The 16478-nt window shown below is 70.4% G+C and carries 12 protein-coding genes and 2 pseudogenes; 10 read left to right on the forward strand and 4 right to left on the reverse strand.

The features are described 5' to 3' along the window. Together BU198_RS16435 and BU198_RS16440 are read right to left on the reverse strand one after the other, a co-directional pair. Positions 1-189 (reverse strand): annotated as a pseudogene (locus BU198_RS16435) (hypothetical protein); the annotation flags it as partial. 60 nt (positions 190-249) lie between these two features. Next, positions 250-804, reverse strand: a complete 555-nt coding sequence (locus tag BU198_RS16440) for a SigE family RNA polymerase sigma factor (protein ID WP_188297597.1) — start codon at positions 802-804, stop codon at positions 250-252. 161 nt (positions 805-965) lie between these two features. On the opposite strand from BU198_RS16440, the gene BU198_RS16445 reads away from it, so the two are divergent. From BU198_RS16445 to BU198_RS16480, 8 genes are all read left to right on the forward strand, one after another. Further along, complete coding sequence (locus BU198_RS16445) at positions 966-1706, forward strand: hypothetical protein (protein WP_188297598.1); 741 nt, start codon at positions 966-968, stop codon at positions 1704-1706. A gap of 102 nt (positions 1707-1808) precedes the next feature. Next, the gene (gene lysX / locus BU198_RS16450) at positions 1809-3365 is read left to right on the forward strand and encodes a bifunctional lysylphosphatidylglycerol synthetase/lysine--tRNA ligase LysX (RefSeq protein WP_188297599.1); all 1557 of its coding nucleotides are present in this window, start codon (positions 1809-1811) and stop codon (positions 3363-3365) included. Between the two features lie 295 nt (positions 3366-3660). Next, positions 3661-4098, forward strand: a complete 438-nt coding sequence (locus BU198_RS16455; protein WP_188297600.1) for a BlaI/MecI/CopY family transcriptional regulator — start codon at positions 3661-3663, stop codon at positions 4096-4098. Continuing rightward, complete coding sequence (locus BU198_RS16460) at positions 4070-4645, forward strand: amino-acid N-acetyltransferase (RefSeq protein WP_188297601.1); 576 nt, start codon at positions 4070-4072, stop codon at positions 4643-4645. Before BU198_RS16455 ends, BU198_RS16460 begins: the two co-directional genes overlap by 29 nt. 92 nt (positions 4646-4737) lie before the next feature. Beyond that, positions 4738-5088, forward strand: coding sequence for a histone-like nucleoid-structuring protein Lsr2 (locus BU198_RS16465; protein ID WP_188297602.1), 351 nt, complete (start codon positions 4738-4740; stop codon positions 5086-5088). A gap of 698 nt (positions 5089-5786) precedes the next feature. Further along, positions 5787-8306, forward strand: coding sequence for an ATP-dependent Clp protease ATP-binding subunit (locus BU198_RS16470; RefSeq protein WP_188297603.1), 2520 nt, complete (start codon positions 5787-5789; stop codon positions 8304-8306). Between the two features lie 343 nt (positions 8307-8649). Continuing rightward, positions 8650-10995, forward strand: a complete 2346-nt coding sequence (locus BU198_RS16475; protein ID WP_188297604.1) for an immune inhibitor A domain-containing protein — start codon at positions 8650-8652, stop codon at positions 10993-10995. A gap of 520 nt (positions 10996-11515) precedes the next feature. Further along, positions 11516-12454 (forward strand): M23 family metallopeptidase, encoded by a 939-nt coding sequence (locus BU198_RS16480; protein WP_188297605.1) that lies wholly within the window; start codon positions 11516-11518, stop codon positions 12452-12454. 16 nt (positions 12455-12470) lie between these two features. Here the strand turns inward: BU198_RS16480 and BU198_RS16485 are convergent, their stop codons facing one another. Continuing rightward, positions 12471-13103: a TetR/AcrR family transcriptional regulator gene (locus BU198_RS16485; protein ID WP_188297606.1), complete on the reverse strand. Its 633-nt coding sequence runs from the start codon at positions 13101-13103 to the stop codon at positions 12471-12473. A gap of 220 nt (positions 13104-13323) precedes the next feature. Between BU198_RS16485 and BU198_RS16490 the strand changes: the two genes are divergently transcribed. Next, positions 13324-14919 carry an MDR family MFS transporter gene (locus tag BU198_RS16490; protein WP_188297607.1) on the forward strand — a complete coding sequence of 532 codons (1596 nt, stop codon included), beginning with the start codon at positions 13324-13326 and terminating at the stop codon, positions 14917-14919. A 108-nt stretch (positions 14920-15027) separates the two neighbouring features. Here BU198_RS16490 and BU198_RS16495 read toward each other — a convergent pair whose 3' ends face one another. Beyond that, the gene (locus BU198_RS16495; RefSeq protein ID WP_411293201.1) at positions 15028-15948 is read right to left on the reverse strand and encodes an A/G-specific adenine glycosylase; all 921 of its coding nucleotides are present in this window, start codon (positions 15946-15948) and stop codon (positions 15028-15030) included. 191 nt (positions 15949-16139) lie between these two features. On the opposite strand from BU198_RS16495, the pseudogene BU198_RS16500 reads away from it, so the two are divergent. Next, positions 16140-16478, forward strand: a pseudogene (locus BU198_RS16500) (hypothetical protein); the annotation flags it as partial.

Raw genomic sequence — 16478 nt, forward strand, 5'->3', positions numbered from 1 at the left:
CGTCGCGGCCAGGGCGGCGGCGCCCGCCGCGGTGCCGACCCGCCGCCTGCGGCGCAGCCGGCGCCCGTGCGACCAGCCGGTGTCGACCAGCCGGCCGGCCTCGGTCTCGAAGGCCCCGCCGGCCGCGCCGATGGCCTCGGCGAAGGCCCGCTCGAACCGCTCGTCGGGCCCGTCGTGTTCTGCGGACATGCTGAACCAACCTCTCTACCTGGTGAGTTGACGTGATCAGTGGGGGTCGTGAGAGCCGGCTCAGCGTTCGGCCGGCATGTCGAGGCTGTCGCCGAGCACGGTGCGGATCCGGCCGAGCGCCCGGAAGGACTGGGTACGGACGGCGCCAGGGGTGCTCTGCAGGATCGCGGCGGTCTCCTCGACGCTGCGGTCCTCCCAGTAGCGCAGCACCAGCACCGCCCGGTCCCGCGGCGTGAGCCGGCCGAGCGCGTCCACCAGGGTCAGCCGCAGCTCCGGGTCGCCCTGCGGGGCCGCGCCGTCCGGCACCGCGTCGACCGGCCGCTCGCCGCTGGAGCGGCGGCCGCGGTGCGAGAGGAAGGCCCGCACCAGCACGGTGTGGGCGTACCCGGCCGGATTGTCGATCCGCCGCTTGGCCCCGAACCACGAGGTGCGGTGCCACTGGACGTAGATCCGCCCGAGCGCCTCCTGCACCAGGTCCTCGGCGAGGTGGGTGTCCCCGCCGGTGAGCAGGCAGGCCGACCGGTAGAGCGGTCTGGCGCGGCCGGCCGCGAAGGCCTGGAAGTCCTCGTCCCGGCCCCGGCCGCGGGCCGCCTGTTCCTGATCGTCCGGTCGCATCCTGCCCGGCCCCTCCCTCGTTCTTCCCTGACACCTGGATGACCAGGCGGGCCCCGGGCGGCGTTACAGATGGCGGCGAAACGGTTTTTCACCGGGCCGGACGCCGGTGGTTCGGCGCGAGGTTACCGACAAATCGGATATTCCTCACGTAGTGTCAACCCATGCCTACGCCACACGGATCGCGCGGCGGCATGGCCTTCAGCGCCGACGAAGTCCGCGTGCTGCGCCGAGCCCTCGCCCAAGCCCTGCACCCCGCCGTCCCCGTCCACCTCCAGGGGCCCGACCGGCCGGCGTTCGCCGGGCCGGGCGCCGAACTCTGGGCCGAGGACGTCCAGGACGCCCTGCGCCTGACCGAGGCGATCGACGAGGCCGTCCAGGAGGGCGGCCGGCTGCGCGCCTTCCTGCTCGCCGACCTGGGACGCTACCGCTCCGCCCTGCCCGGCAGCGCCCCCGGCTACCTGGAGCGGCTGGAGGAGGCGGTGACCGACGGGTACCTGCCCGGGCCGCAGGACCTCACCGCACTGCGCGGGCTGACCCGCCAGCCCTGCGGCCAGGGCGAACGGGCCCGCCGCTCCCGGCTGGCCGGGCGCTGCCACGCGCTGGCCGAGGCCGCCGTCCGCGAACGGCTCGCCCTCACCACGGGACAGCCACGCCACCTGGTGGCCGTACCGAGCCCCGCCGCACCGCCGCACAGTCACCCCACCCCTGTAGGAGGACGGATCACCATGAGCAGCACCGACTCCCGCCCGGAGCAGCCCGCCGCCGCGAAGACCCCGCCCCACCCGCACCGGATGCCCACCCCGGCCGAGCTGTTCGGCCGCCGCCCCAAGCCCCCGTCCCACCCCGCCCCGCCGGCCGACGAGGCCCCCGAGGAGATCGAACTCGCCACCGGCACCGGCTGACCGCGCCCGAGCCCGCCGTGAGGGGAGGCCGCCCGGCCGGGCGGCCTCCCCTCACGGCAATCCCGTCGCGGAGCACCACGTGTGGCTGGCTACCCTTGTGGGGTGAGCGATCAGAGCCTTGTTCCCGCGACCGACGACCTTCCCGAGCAGATGCGCGTCCGGCGCGAGAAGCTGGACCGGCTCCGGGCAGCCGGTGTCGACCCGTACCCGGTCGGATTCCCCCGGACCACCACCATCGCCGACCTGCGTGCCAAGCACCCCGACCTGGAACCGGACGTCGCGACCGGTGAGCGGGCCGGCGTCACCGGCCGCGTGATCCTGTCCCGCACCGGCGGCAAGCTCTGCTTCGCCACCCTGCGCGACGGGACGGGCGACCTCCAGGTGATGTTCTCCCTGGACAAGCTGGGCGCCGAGCGGCTGGCGGCCTGGAAGGCCGACATCGACCTCGGCGACCAGGTCGGCGTCGAGGGCGAGGTGATCACCTCCAAGCGCGGCGAGCTGTCCGTGATGGTGGACCGCTGGGAGCTCACCGCCAAGTGCCTGCGCCCGCTGCCGGACAAGCACAAGGGCCTGACCGACCCGGAGGCCCGGGTCCGCCAGCGCTACGTGGACCTGATCGTCAACCCCGAGGCCCGCGAGATCCTGCACCTGCGCAGCAAGGTCGTCCGCTCGATCCGCCGCACCTACGAGGACCGCGGCTACATCGAGGTCGAGACCCCGATGCTCCAGCCGGTGCACGGCGGTGCCAACGCGCGTCCGTTCAAGACCCACATCAACGCGTACGACATCGACCTGTTCATGCGCATCGCCCCCGAGCTGTACCTCAAGCGGCTGGTGGTCGGCGGCGCCGAGAAGGTCTTCGAGATCAACCGCAACTTCCGCAACGAGGGCGCGGACTCCACCCACAACCCGGAGTTCACCTCGCTGGAGTCGTACGAGGCGTACGGCGACTACGACACCCAGGCCGAGCTGATCCGCGAGACGATCGTCAACGCGGCCAGGGACGCGCTGGGCACCACGGTGATCAAGGGCGTGGACGCGCACGGCGTCGAGCACGAGATCGACCTGGCCGAGCCGTGGGAGGAGATCGCCGTCTACCCGGGCATCTCGGCCCGCCTCGGCGTCGAGGTCACCCCGGAGACCGGCGTCGAGGAGCTGCGCAAGCTGGCCACCGGGCACGGCATCCCCTTCGAGAAGGACTGGGGCCACGGTCAGATCGTGCTGGAGATGGTCGAGCGCCTGCTGGAGGAGAACGCCGTCCGGCCGACCTTCATCAAGGACTACCCGACCGAGGTCTCCCCGCTGACCCGCCAGCACCGCTCGCAGCCCGGCGTGGCCGAGAAGTGGGACCTGGTGATCTTCGGGACGGAGATCGGCACCGCCTACTCCGAGCTGGTCGACCCGGTCGAGCAGCGCGCCCGCCTCACCGCCCAGTCGCTGCTCGCGGCCGGCGGCGACGTCGAGGCGATGCAGGTGGACGAGGACTTCCTGCGCGCCCTGGAGTACGCGATGCCGCCGACCGGTGGCCTCGGCCTCGGCGTGGACCGCCTGATCATGCTGCTGACCGGCAAGAACATCCGGGAGACGGTGCTCTTCCCGCTGGTGAAGCCGGAGCCCAAGGCTGCCGCCGCGACGGCGGAGAAGACCGAGGAGGAGTGACCTGATGGACTACGTCAGCGCGATCGTGCCGCCGCTGGTCATGGCGATCGGCTTCGGATTCCTGGTGCGGGCCATCGTCCGCAGCCAGGGCGGGGCCCAGCGGGCCAAGGAAGACGTCGACTGATCCCCCGGGGCCCCGAGGCCCGCGAGGAGCGACGGGCGGCACCCGAGACCGACGCCGCCGGACGCCCCGGACGACCCCCGCGCCGCCATTCCCGATTCCCGGGGGTGGCGGCGCGCCGGTTTGGCGCACTTCACAAGATTTGCCCCATTCACTCCCTATCCTGGCCGCACTATGGTCCGGCAACTCGGCGAACTTGAGAACGCCATCATGACCCGGGTCTGGCAGTGGAACCGACCGGTGACGGTTCGCGAGGTTCTCCTGGATCTGCGGTCGGAACGCGAAATCGCGTACACCACGGTGATGACCGTCCTGGACAAGCTCCACAGAAAGGGCTGGCTGCGCCGCGAGCGGGCCGGCCGGGCCTATCGATATGAACCGGTCTCCTCGCGTGAGGCGTACACGGCGGCTCTGATGAACGACGCCTGGGCCACCAGTGACAATCCGGCGGCGGCCCTGGTGCACTTCTTCGGCCTGATGTCGCCCGAGCAACGCGAAGCGCTCCGGGACGCGTTGCGGGTGGCCGCACTGTTCCCGTCCGATCCGCCCGGCGCGGATTCCGCGGCCGGCGGACCGGATACCGATGGGACGGAACCGGGACCGGCGCGATAACGTCCCCGCCATGGAGGTCACCATCCGCCGGGCGCGGACCACGGACGTGCGGGCAGTACGCGGGCTCATCGACGCCTACTCCCGCGACGGCATTCTGCTGGACAAGCCCACAGTCACACTGTTCGAATCCGTCCAGGAGTTCTGGGTCGCGGAACGCGACGACAACGGCGCCGTGGTGGCCTGCGGCGCACTGCACGTGATGTGGGAGGACCTCGCCGAGGTCCGCACGCTCGCGGTGGATCCGGTCGTCCGCGGCCACGGGATCGGGCACCTGCTGCTGGAGAAGCTGGTGCAGACCGCACGCTGGCTGGGCGTCCGTCGGATTTTCTGCTTGACGTTCGAGGTCCCCTTCTTCGCGAAACACGGTTTCGTCGAGATCGGTGAGCTCCAGGAAACCGATGATGGTACGACAGACCCGGCGGCGATCGCTACGGATGTCTATGAAGAACTCCTCCGCTCGTACGATGAAGGCGTCGCCGAGTTCCTCGACCTGGAGCGGGTGAAGCCCAACACACTGGGCAACTCGCGCATGCTGCTGCACCTCTGAGCCGCTCCACCGGGGGTCAAGGGTTTGTGTTTTCCGGTGAAAGGCGCTTTCCTTTCCTCAGGCAATGGGTCGTTTAGCGGAAAGGGAAGCCCGTGGCACAGAGGGTGCAGGTCATTCTTGAAGACGATCTCGACGGCGGTTCGGCGGACGAGACGGTGACGTTCGCGCTCGACGGCGTTGCCTACGAGATCGATCTGAAGAGCGCCAACGCGGACAAGCTCCGCGGTCTGCTGGCGCCGTACTTGGAGAAGGGCCGCAAGCAGAGCGGCCGGCTCGCCGGCACCCGCCGTCCGGGCCGCGGCAGCGCGGCGCGCCCGTCCGGCGGTGCGCCGGACACCGCCAAGATCCGCGCGTGGGCCAAGGAGCAGGGCCTCGACGTCAACGACCGCGGCCGGGTTCCGAGCAACGTGCGCGAGGCCTACGAGAAGGCCAACGCGTCCTGATCCCGGCGCCGCAGGCCCGCCGGAGCGGGTGCGGGGCCCCGGCGGGCGGACACGGCGCCGACAGTCACACGCACGGGGCGCGGAGGAGTCTCCTCCGCGCCCCGCGGCACGTGGCGGGACGGCCCCGGCGCCCCGGCCCCGGGCAGCTGCCGGGCACGGGCCCGGGCGGCGGTTCGGGCGGTTGCCCGGCCGGCGGCTCGGGCGGCGGCTCGGGCGGCGGAACAATCACCGGCTGTGCAACGCTGTAGGAGCGAAGCGGCAACGCGGACACCATCGGGACGGCGCACCGGCCCGGGCCCGCCGCCCGAACCGCCGTCACTGCGGCCGGACTTCTCGCCAGGCGAACACCGCCACCGCGGAAACTGCGCGAGAACCGCCCCGATACCGGGTATGAATGCAGGTGGACGGGTTCTTCGGCCCGTCCAGGGGCAGTATGTGCGACCGGCCGGCGAGGTTGCGTCCGCGCCCCGGCGGCACGTGTTCGCCGATGGCGTAGCGGAATCCGGTGCATCCGGCCCACCTGTGGGAACACCGATTCCCAGCATCAGGTTGGGATTGGTGTCGGATGGTCGCGCAGCATCTCGCTCCTCTACCGGGGAGTGAATCCGTGGGCCGCGCCGCTGAGCGGGACTAGCATGCGGAAGGACAGGGCGGGGACGGACCCCGAACTGCCCGACCGCTCTGAGGAGCGATAAACGATGTTCGAGAGGTTCACCGACCGCGCGCGGCGGGTTGTCGTCCTGGCTCAGGAAGAAGCCCGGATGCTCAACCACAACTACATCGGCACCGAGCACATCCTCCTGGGTCTGATCCACGAGGGCGAGGGCGTCGCCGCCAAGGCCCTGGAGAGCCTCGGGATTTCTCTTGAGGCCGTTCGCCAGCAGGTCGAGGAGATCATCGGCCAGGGCCAGCAGGCCCCGTCCGGTCACATTCCCTTCACCCCCCGGGCGAAGAAGGTGCTGGAGCTGTCGCTCCGCGAGGCCCTTCAGCTCGGCCACAACTACATCGGCACCGAGCACATCCTGCTCGGCCTGATCCGCGAGGGCGAGGGCGTCGCCGCCCAGGTCCTGGTGAAGCTGGGCGCCGACCTCAACCGGGTGCGCCAGCAGGTCATCCAGCTGCTCTCCGGCTACCAGACCGGCGGCGGCAAGGAGTCGGCCACGGCCGGCGGGCCCGCCGAGGGCACCCCGTCGACCTCACTGGTCCTGGACCAGTTCGGCCGCAACCTCACCCAGGCCGCCCGCGAGGCCAAGCTCGACCCGGTCATCGGGCGCGAGAAGGAGATCGAGCGGGTCATGCAGGTGCTGTCCCGCCGCACCAAGAACAACCCCGTGCTGATCGGTGAGCCCGGCGTCGGCAAGACCGCCGTGGTCGAGGGCCTGGCCCAGGCGATCGTCAAGGGCGAGGTCCCGGAGACGCTCAAGGACAAGCAGCTCTACACGCTGGACCTGGGCGCGCTGGTGGCCGGCTCGCGCTACCGCGGTGACTTCGAGGAGCGCCTGAAGAAGGTCCTCAAGGAGATCCGCACCCGCGGCGACATCATCCTGTTCATCGACGAGCTGCACACCCTGGTCGGTGCGGGTGCCGCCGAGGGCGCCATCGACGCCGCCAGCATCCTCAAGCCGATGCTGGCCCGCGGCGAGCTCCAGACCATCGGTGCCACCACCCTGGACGAGTACCGCAAGCACCTGGAGAAGGACGCCGCGCTGGAGCGCCGCTTCCAGCCGATCCAGGTCGCCGAGCCCTCGCTGCCGCACACCATCGAGATCCTCAAGGGTCTGCGCGACCGCTACGAGGCCCACCACCGGGTCTCCATCACGGACGCCGCCCTGGTCGCCGCCGCCACCCTGGCCGACCGGTACATCTCGGACCGCTTCCTGCCGGACAAGGCGATCGACCTGATCGACGAGGCCGGCTCCCGGATGCGCATCCGCCGGATGACCGCGCCGCCGGACCTGCGCGAGTTCGACGAGAAGATCGCCGACGTGCGCCGCGAGAAGGAGAGCGCGATCGACGCGCAGGACTTCGAGAAGGCCGCGTCCCTGCGCGACGACGAGAAGCAGCTCCTGCAGGCCAAGGCCAAGCGCGAGAAGGAGTGGAAGGCCGGCGACATGGACGTCGTCGCGGAGGTCAACGAGGAGCTCATCGCCGAGGTCCTGGCCACCGCCACCGGCATCCCGGTCTTCAAGCTGACCGAGGAGGAGACGTCCCGCCTGCTGCGCATGGAGGACGAGCTGCACAAGCGCGTCATCGGCCAGAAGGACGCCATCAAGGCGCTCTCCCAGGCCATCCGGCGCACCCGTGCGGGCCTCAAGGACCCGAAGCGTCCCGGCGGTTCGTTCATCTTCGCCGGCCCGTCCGGCGTCGGTAAGACCGAGCTGTCCAAGACGCTGGCGGAGTTTCTCTTCGGCGACGAGGACGCGCTGATCGCGCTCGACATGTCCGAGTTCTCCGAGAAGCACACCGTCTCCCGGCTGTTCGGCTCCCCGCCCGGCTACGTGGGCTACGAGGAGGGCGGCCAGCTGACCGAGAAGGTCCGCCGCAAGCCGTTCTCCGTCGTCCTCTTCGACGAGGTCGAGAAGGCCCACCCGGACATCTTCAACTCGCTGCTCCAGATCCTGGAGGACGGTCGCCTGACCGACTCCCAGGGCCGCGTGGTGGACTTCAAGAACACCGTCATCATCATGACGACCAACCTCGGCACCCGGGACATCTCCAAGGGCTTCAACCTCGGCTTCGCGGCCACGGGTGACACCCAGAGCGGGTACGAGCGGATGAAGGCGAAGGTCGGCGAGGAGCTCAAGCAGCACTTCCGCCCCGAGTTCCTGAACCGCGTCGACGACATCGTGGTGTTCCACCAGCTGTCCGAGGAAGACATCATCAAGATCGTCGACCTCATGATCGACAAGGTGGACGAGCGGCTCAAGGACAAGGACATGGGCCTGGAGCTCAGCGTCGAGGCCAAGAAGCTGCTGGCCAAGCGCGGCTACGACCCGCTCCTGGGTGCCCGTCCGCTGCGCCGCACCATCCAGCGCGAGATCGAGGACCACCTCTCCGAGAAGATCCTCTTCGGTGAGCTGCGGGCCGGCCACATCGTCGTCGTCGACGTCGAGGGCGAGGGCAAGGAAGCCAAGTTCACCTTCCGCGGCGAGGAGAAGTCGGCCGTCGCCGACACCCCGGCCGCGGTCGCCTCGTCCGGTCCCGACCTGACGAAGTAGCCCAACTTTTAACAGACAACTTCACAGCCACCGAGCCCCCGGCACCCGTGCCGGGGGCTCGGTGCGTTCCGCTCCCGCCGCAGCCGGCGCGGGCCCGCGCCGGTCGCGTGGCCTCCGTGCTGGCTGGTGCGGGTGCGCTCGGTTTCTCAGCAAGCTTTAACGAACATACTGTTGACAGACAGTCAGATGATGGGGAGTCGCGGAGGATAGCGCCGTGACCATGTCACGGTCAAGGTCTATCTTTTTTATGCACGCTTGTATCAAATGACGTCCACCTGTCTTTCATTTTGGTTTGCCGGGCTTTGGCCAAGAGCTAGCCCCGGTCGGGGAGGACGTCACAACGTTGAAGAACATCAGGAGATCCGCTGCGGCTGCCACGGCCACAGCGGTCATAGTCACGCTTGGCGCGGGCCTGTTCCCGGGCACCGCCGTCGCCTCCGGCTCGGCCCCGGTCCCGCGGGACCCGGCCGACGCCGTCCAGAGCACCGAGCACAACATCCCGGGCCCGCTGACGGCGAAGGTGGAGGCGGAGCAGAAGGCCGCCACCGAGAAGCTGCTCAACGGCACCGCCCAGGTCGAGAAGCACAACGGCAGCACCAGTGTGAAGCTCGGCAAGGACAAGTACGTCGAGCTCGCCCGCGAGCGCACGGACAAGATCTTCACCATCCTGGTCGACTTCGGTGACCAGGTGGACAACACCACCACGACGCCGGACGGCAAGGTCAAGTACGGCGGTGAGGCCGGCCCGAAGCACAACGAGATCGAGAAGCCGGACCCGGCCACCAACAACTCGACCGCGTGGCAGGCCGACTACAACCAGAAGCACTTCCAGGACCTGTACTTCGCCAAGGACAAGCCCTCGCTGAAGACCTACTACGAGCAGCAGTCCTCGGGCCGCTACTCGGTCGACGGCGTGGTCTCGGACTGGGTCCGGGTGCCGTGGAACGAGGCCCGCTACGGCTCCGACTACTGCGGCTCCAACGTCTGCGCCAGCGCCCAGGACCTGATCCGCGACGCCGTGGACATCTGGTACAAGGACCAGCTGGCCAAGGGTCAGACCGACGCGCAGGTCAAGGCGACCCTGGCCCAGTACGACCAGTGGGACCGCTACGGCTCGCACCACGACGGCAACTTCAACCAGCCCGACGGGTACCTGGACCACTTCCAGATCGTGCACGCCGGCGAGGACAAGTCGGCCGGTGGCGGCAAGCAGGGCAAGAAGGCCCTGTGGGCGCACCGCTCGTACGTCTACGGCAACCTCCAGGGCTCGGCCGGGCCCGAGGGCAACAAGCTCGGCGGCGTCCAGGTCGGCAACAGCGGCATCTGGGTCGGCGACTACACGATGCAGCCGGAGAACGGCGGCCTCGGCGTCTTCGCCCACGAGTACGGCCACGACCTCGGTCTGCCGGACCTCTACGACACCACCGGCCGGGGCATCGACAACTCGGTCGGCTTCTGGTCCCTGATGTCCTCCGGCTCCTGGCTCGGCGAGGGCAAGGGCGCCATCGGCGACATGCCGAACGACCTCGACGCCTGGAGCAAGTACAAGCTCGGCTGGCTGAAGGCCGACCGCGCCAAGTCCGGCACCGAGTCGACCCACCACATCGGCCCGGCGGAGTACAACAGCGACCTGCCGCAGGGTCTGATCGTCGACCTGCCCGCGAAGAAGATCACCACCGAGATCAACAAGCCGTTCGGCGGCGCCGGTGAGTGGTGGAGCGGCAGCGCCGACGACCTGAACGTCACGCTCACCCGCGACATCGACCTGACCGGCAAGACCAAGGCCAGCATCAACGCCAAGGCCTGGTACGAGCTGGAGCAGGACTTCGACTACGCGTTCGGCGAGGTCTCGACCGACGGCGGCACGAACTGGACCGTCATCGACGGCACCTGGAACGGCACCGCGCTGCCCCGCGAGAACGACCGTCCGGCCCTCAGCGGCCAGGTGGCCGCCTGGGGCGACCTGTCCTTCAACCTGGACGCCTACGCGGGCAAGCAGGTCAAGTTCCGCTACCACAACACCACCGACGGCGGCCTGCACTACCGCGGCCTGACGCTGGACAACATCGCGGTCGTCGCCGACGGCGCCACCGTGTTCAGCGACGACGTCGAGAACGGTGACAACGGCTGGGCGGCCAACGGCTTCTCCCGCTTCGGCGGCTCGTACACCAAGGACTACGCGCAGCACTACATCGCGGAGAACCGGCAGTACGTGTCCTACGACAAGACCCTGAAGACCGGCCCGTACAACTTCGGCTTCGCCGACCGCCCGAACTGGGTGGAGTACTACCCGTACCAGCCGGGCCTGCTGATCTGGCTGTGGGACGAGTCACAGACCGACAACAACGTGAGCTCGCACCCGGGCCAGGGCCTGATCCTGCCGGTCGACTCGCACCCGACCCCGCTGAAGTGGACCGACGGCACCCTGATGCGTCCGCGCATGCAGGGCTTCGACTCCACCTTCGGCTCCCGCCGCGTCTCCGCGCTGTCCCTGCACAAGGCCGGCGTCGAGACCGTCATCCCGAAGACCAAGGGCGTCGACGAGTTCAACGACCTGAAGTCGTGGTGGACCAAGGACAACCCGTACAGCGGCGTCGAGGTCCCGAAGACCGGGACCAGCATCGAGGTCGAGAACGAGTCCTCGAACTACCTGGAGACCTGGATCCGGGTCCGCCCGGTCGACAACTGATCGTCGCTCCACTGACGATCGGCCTGTGACCAGGCAGCTCTGACAACTCCACGTCCGGCCCGTCCCCGCACCGCGCGGGGGCGGGCCGGACGCTTTTCCGGCCGCCGTGCCGGAGCGTCCTCAGGACCGGACGGCGGGCAGCCGGTCCGGGAAGGCCGCGGGGGTCGATGGTCCCGCAGCGGGCCCGGCCGGTCAGTGGGGCGGACGGAAAGCGGTCCGAGTCCGCCGAACCCCGGCCGCGCGTGGCACTGGTCACAGGCCGACGGCCCGGTACGAGCGACGGTAGTAGCCGGACCGGCCGGAGCCGCCGGGCGCTTCGGGGCGGTCGCGGGCGACCGGACCCCATGATCGTTACTCCGTCGGTCTGAATCTCCGGCGCCACGCCGACTACACGCCGTAGTACGTCACACCGTTTGGGAGTCCGCTCGGTGACCGTTACACCTGAGTGGTCCCCCGCTCAGCACGCGCCCGAACGGGCTCCTCGTGCTGCCCTCGTACGATCCGTGAGGTACGGCAAGCGATGTCCACCATCCCGCCCGTGGGGCCGGCCCTGCGCCGGCTCGCCGCCGGCACGGCCGCCCGGGCCGCAGCCTGGCAGCCCCGGCTCGGCCACGCCGTCCGCACCCATGCCGCGCCGCTGCGCAGGCTCGGATCACCCCGGCACGCCACGCTGCCCGGCAGCAGGCAGCGGGCCGAGCACGACCACGCGCTGGTCTCGGCCGGATCGGCCGCGGCGCTGCTCGCCGGTGTGCTGCTGATCGCCGTGCCGGGCACCGCCTCGGCGCAGACCGTGCTGCCCACCACCCCGGGCAGCTCCGCCTTCACCGTGCCGCGGGCCGAGCTGCCGAGCGCGGGGCTGGTCCAGGTGGCCGGCCCCAGCCCGTACAAGCTGCCCGACGACGGCGACTCGGCCCAGCAGTTCGTGGCGGTGGCGGCCAACCTGCTGCCGTTCGAACCGCCCGCGCCCGAACCCGCCGCGGAGCCGGCCCCCGAGCCCGCCGCCGAACCGGCGCCCGAGCCCGAGCCCGAGCCCGCTCCGGCCCCGGCTCCCGGCTGGTCGGCCCCGGTGCCGGACGCGCCCACCAGCAATCCGTACGGGAAGCCCAACCGCAGCTACGCGGCCGGGTACCACACCGGGGTGGACTTCGCGGTCTCCCCGGGCACCCCGCTGCTGGCGGTCGGCGACGCGACCGTGGTGTCGGCCGGCTGGGACGGCGCGTACGGCAAGGAGGTCGTGCTGCGGCTGGCGGACGGGTACTTCGCGCAGTACGCCCACATGTCCTCGGTCTCCGTCTCGGCGGGCCAGCGGGTGTCGGCGGGCGAGCGGGTCGGGATGTCCGGGAGCACCGGCAACTCGACCGGCCCGCACCTGCACTTCGAGATCCGCACCAGCAACCGCTACGGCGCGGTGGTGAACCCGATCGCGTACCTCGCGGGGCACGGCGTCACGAACTTCTGAGCCGGCCGGCGCCCGCTCAGGCGGCGCCCGGGTGGCTGATCCGGCCGCCGATCTCCAGCGCGACCTCCCTGGCCACCTCGATCGCGTGGTGCAGGGTGGGCGCCGGCTCCAGCGGCTCCCCCCACACGTTCTCGGTGACGGGAGCGCAGTCCTCGTTGTCCTGCTTGAGCAGGAACAGCGCCGAGTGGACGGCGAACAGCGCCATCGCGGCCCGCAGCCGGTCCTGGAAGTCCGCGTTCGGCCCGCACACCAGCTGCATCATGGTGATCATGCGGTCCTTGAAGGCCTGCCCGGCCGGGGACTCGCGCAGCGCGGGCTGGTTCTCGTGGAAGAAGCGCAGCAGCGGGGCCCGTTCGGCCATGCCGTCCGCGAAGCGGCGGATCAGCTCGTCGCGCATCTTGGGGCTCCAGGCCTGCTGCCGGCCCCACGCGATGGTCTCGTCGATCGGCGCGGCCATCCGCTCGACGATGCCCAGGACGATGTCGTCCTTGGTCTTGAAGTGGTAGTAGAGCGCTGCCTTGGTGACGCCCAGGCGGTCGGCGATCTCGCGCAGTGAGGTCTGCTCGTAGCCCTGCTCGGAGAAGAGCTCCAGTGACACCTCGACGATGCGGGCCCGGGTGTCGCTGCGGGGGCTGTGCGGAGTGGCCATGGCCTGCCTCATGACTGCGTCGGTGACTGCTGCGGACCCCGGGGTGGTGTCCGCCCCGGACTCATTCTCCCTGCCCAGGGGCCCGGTCGGGAAACTGGCTTGACGACCGGCTAGTGAACAACCTACCGTGCCGACGATCGATAAACTAGCCGGGCGACAAGTAAGTGAGCCGCCGCGCGGCGCGACGCTCCGTCCGCGACACCTCCGGGAGACCCCCCTCATGTCACAGTCCAAGACCGCCGGTCCGGTGCCGGAGGACAAGACGGCCGAGGAGGAGCAACCGCGGTCACCGCGCGAGATCCGCCTCGTGATGGTCGGCCTGGTCGTCACCATGCTGCTGGCCATGCTCGACAACCTGATCGTCGGCACCGCGATGCCGACCATCGTCGGCGACCTCGGCGGTGCCGAGCACCTGTCCTGGGTGGTCACCTCGTACACCCTGGCCACCGCCGCCTCCACCCCGATCTGGGGCAAGCTCGGCGACATGTACGGCCGCAAGGGCACCTTCCTCACCTCGATCGTGATCTTCCTGGTGGGTTCGGCGCTGTCCGGCCTGTCGCAGAACATGAACGAGCTGATCGGCTTCCGCGCCGTGCAGGGCCTGGGCGCCGGCGGTCTGATGGTCGGCGTCATGTCGATCATGGGCGCGCTCGTCCCGCCGCGCGACCGCGGCAAGTACCAGGGCATGTTCGCCGCGGTGATGGCCCTCGCCACCATCGGCGGCCCGCTGGTCGGCGGCTTCATCACCGACCACCTGAGCTGGCACTGGACCTTCTACATCAACCTGCCGCTCGGCGTGGTCGCGCTCGCCGTGGTCGTCGTCACGCTGAAGCTGCCGAAGGTCCGCAGCACCGCCAAGATCGACTACCTGGGCGCCGTCCTGCTCACCACGGGCATCACCTCGCTGGTGCTGATCACCACCTGGGGCGGCCAGCAGTACGCCTGGGGCTCCAAGGAGATCCTCGGCCTGGCCGCGCTCGCCGCCGCCTCGCTGATCGCCTTCTGCTACGTGGAGCAGCGGGTCGAGGAGCCGATGCTCCCGCTGGGCCTGTTCCGGAACCTGAACTTCACGCTGGTCTCGATCATCGGCTTCGTCGTCGGCTTCGTGATGTTCGGCTCGACCGTCTTCCTGCCGCTGTACCAGCAGATCGTCCAGGGCGCCTCGGCCACCAACTCCGGCCTGCTGCTGATGCCGATGATGTTCGGCATGCTGGTGATCTCGCTGGTGGTCGGCCAGGCCGTCACCAAGACCGGCAAGTACCGGATCTACCCGATCATCGGCACCATCGTGATGACCGTCGGCCTGTTCCTGCTCTCCACCATGGGCACCGGGACCAGCGGCTTCACCTCGGCCTGCTGGATGGTCGTGCTGGGCGCCGGCATGGGCTTCCTGATGCAGATCACCATGCTCGTCGCGCAGAACAGCGTCGAGCTCAAGGACATGGGCGTGGCCAGCTCCACCGCCACCCTGTTCCGCACCATCGGCGGGTCCTTCGGTGTCGCGCTGTTCGGCGCACTGTTCAACAACCGGGTGACCGACACCATGAAGGAGCGGCTCGGCGAGCAGGCCGTCGCCGGCGGCGGCGTGCAGGACCCGGGCCAGATGAGCCCGGTCGCGCTGCGCAAGCTGGATCCGGCCATCCAGGACGCCTACCACCACGCGGTGTCCAACGGCATGCACACCGTCTTCCTGTGGGGCGTCGGCGTGGCCGTGATCGCGATCGCCGCGGCGGTGTTCCTGCGCGAGGTGCCGCTGCGCGGGACCGGCAAGGACGAGAAGCCGGCCGAGTCCTCGCTGGAGGCAGCGGCCGTCTGACGGTCCCGCTCCGCACGGTGCCCCCGGGAGGTCCTCCTCCCGGGGGCACCGTCGTTCCCGAGTACGCCGTCGGGCTGTGCTGAGGGCCGGTCGCTGCCGCGGGGCCGGCTACTGGGGCAGCCGGTAGACGCCCTGCTCGACCGGCTCGACCAGACCGTCCGCCACCAGCCCGTCCAGGGCCCTGGCCCGCTGCACCGCGTCCGGCCAGACCGCGTCCAGCCGGGCCTGCGGCACCGTCCCGTGCGCCTCGCGCAGCACCGCGAGCAGCTTGCCGCGCACCTGGCGGTCCGTCCCCTCGTAGGTCTGTCCGCGCCGGGCCGGGCCCTCGTACGGCGGGCGGCCGGCCCGCTGCCAGGCGCAGCCGGCGAACAGCGGGCAGTCCCCGCACTCCGGGCCGCGCGCGGTGCAGACCAGTGCGCCCAGCTCCATCACCCCGACCGCCCAGGTGGCGGCCGTCTCGGCGTCGTCGGGCAGCAGCGCGGTGGCGGTGCGGCGCTCGGCGGCGGTGGTGGCCTGGGCCGGGTACTCGACGCCGGTCACCGCGCGGGCGAAGACCCGGCGGACGTTGGTGTCCAGCACCACGTGCCGCCGGCGGAAGGCGAAGGAGGCCACGGCGGCGGCGGTGTACTCCCCCACCCCGGGCAGCGAGAGCAGGGTGGCGTGGTCGTCCGGGACTTCGCCGTCGTGTTCCTCGGTGATCGCCACCGCGGCCGCGTGCAAGCGCAGCGCCCGGCGCGGGTAGCCCAGCCGGCCCCACATCCGGACCGCCTCGCCGGGCGCGTCGGCGGCGAGGTCGGCCGGGGTCGGCCAGCGGGTGAGCCAGGCCTCCCAGGCGGGCAGCACCCGCTTGACCGGGGTCTGCTGGAGCATGAACTCGCTCACCACGACCGCCCAGGGCGTCGCGTCCGGGGCCCGCCAGGGCAGGTCGCGCTTGCTCGCCTCGTACCAGTCCAGGACGGTCGAGTGGAACAGCGGCAGGGGCATCGGCAGCCGGGCGGCGTCGGTGGTGGCGTTGGTGGTGGCAGTCATGGCCCTTCGATCCTCCCATGCCCACCGTCCTGGCCGAAGTGGATCAGATCGCTCCGGATTCTCCGGGCGACTCCGGAAATCGTCCGATTGGGGCTCGCTCGAACGGGTCAAATGGCGGATCATGTGAAGGAAGGGGTGACTGTGCGGTGTTGATGAGTCAATCGCCACACACAGTCTCGTAGAGTTTGGTCGTGCCTTCTCTGCGTCAACCCGTCGGACCACTGCCGGCCTCGATCTACTGGCGTCGGCGCATCGTCGTGCTCGTCGCCGGGGCGGCGGTGGTCGCCCTGATCGCCTGGCTGATGATCGATCAGGGCGGGGGCGGTGACGGCGGCTCACAGAGCAAGGCCGCCCAGGCCGTTCCGTCCCAGAGCCAGAGTCAGACCCCGGCCCAGGCCATCACGCCGGGTGCCTCCCCGAGCGGCCCGGCGGCGCGTCCGGGTGCCGGTACCGGCACCGGCACCGGGGGCGGCCCGGTGGCGGGTGGCGGCGGCACCGAGGTCAACCTCAGCGGCGGCACCGGCACCGGC

The organism is Streptomyces sp. CBMA156, assembly GCF_014596515.1.
In the GTDB taxonomy this organism is placed as follows: Bacteria; Actinomycetota; Actinomycetes; order Streptomycetales; family Streptomycetaceae; genus Kitasatospora.

Bases quoted from the DNA above. Each gene is read 5' to 3' on its own strand.
- BU198_RS16440 (WP_188297597.1), bottom strand. From the start codon at position 804: ATGCGACCGGACGATCAGGAACAGGCGGCCCGCGGCCGGGGCCGGGAC.
- BU198_RS16445 (WP_188297598.1), top strand. From the start codon at position 966: ATGCCTACGCCACACGGATCGCGCGGCGGCATGGCCTTCAGCGCCGAC.
- BU198_RS16455 (WP_188297600.1), top strand. From the start codon at position 3,661: ATGGTCCGGCAACTCGGCGAACTTGAGAACGCCATCATGACCCGGGTC.
- BU198_RS16460 (WP_188297601.1), top strand. From the start codon at position 4,070: ATGGGACGGAACCGGGACCGGCGCGATAACGTCCCCGCCATGGAGGTC.
- BU198_RS16470 (WP_188297603.1), top strand. From the start codon at position 5,787: ATGTTCGAGAGGTTCACCGACCGCGCGCGGCGGGTTGTCGTCCTGGCT.
- BU198_RS16480 (WP_188297605.1), top strand. From the start codon at position 11,516: ATGTCCACCATCCCGCCCGTGGGGCCGGCCCTGCGCCGGCTCGCCGCC.
- BU198_RS16485 (WP_188297606.1), bottom strand. From the start codon at position 13,103: ATGGCCACTCCGCACAGCCCCCGCAGCGACACCCGGGCCCGCATCGTC.
- BU198_RS16490 (WP_188297607.1), top strand. From the start codon at position 13,324: ATGTCACAGTCCAAGACCGCCGGTCCGGTGCCGGAGGACAAGACGGCC.
- BU198_RS16495 (WP_411293201.1), bottom strand. From the start codon at position 15,948: ATGACTGCCACCACCAACGCCACCACCGACGCCGCCCGGCTGCCGATG.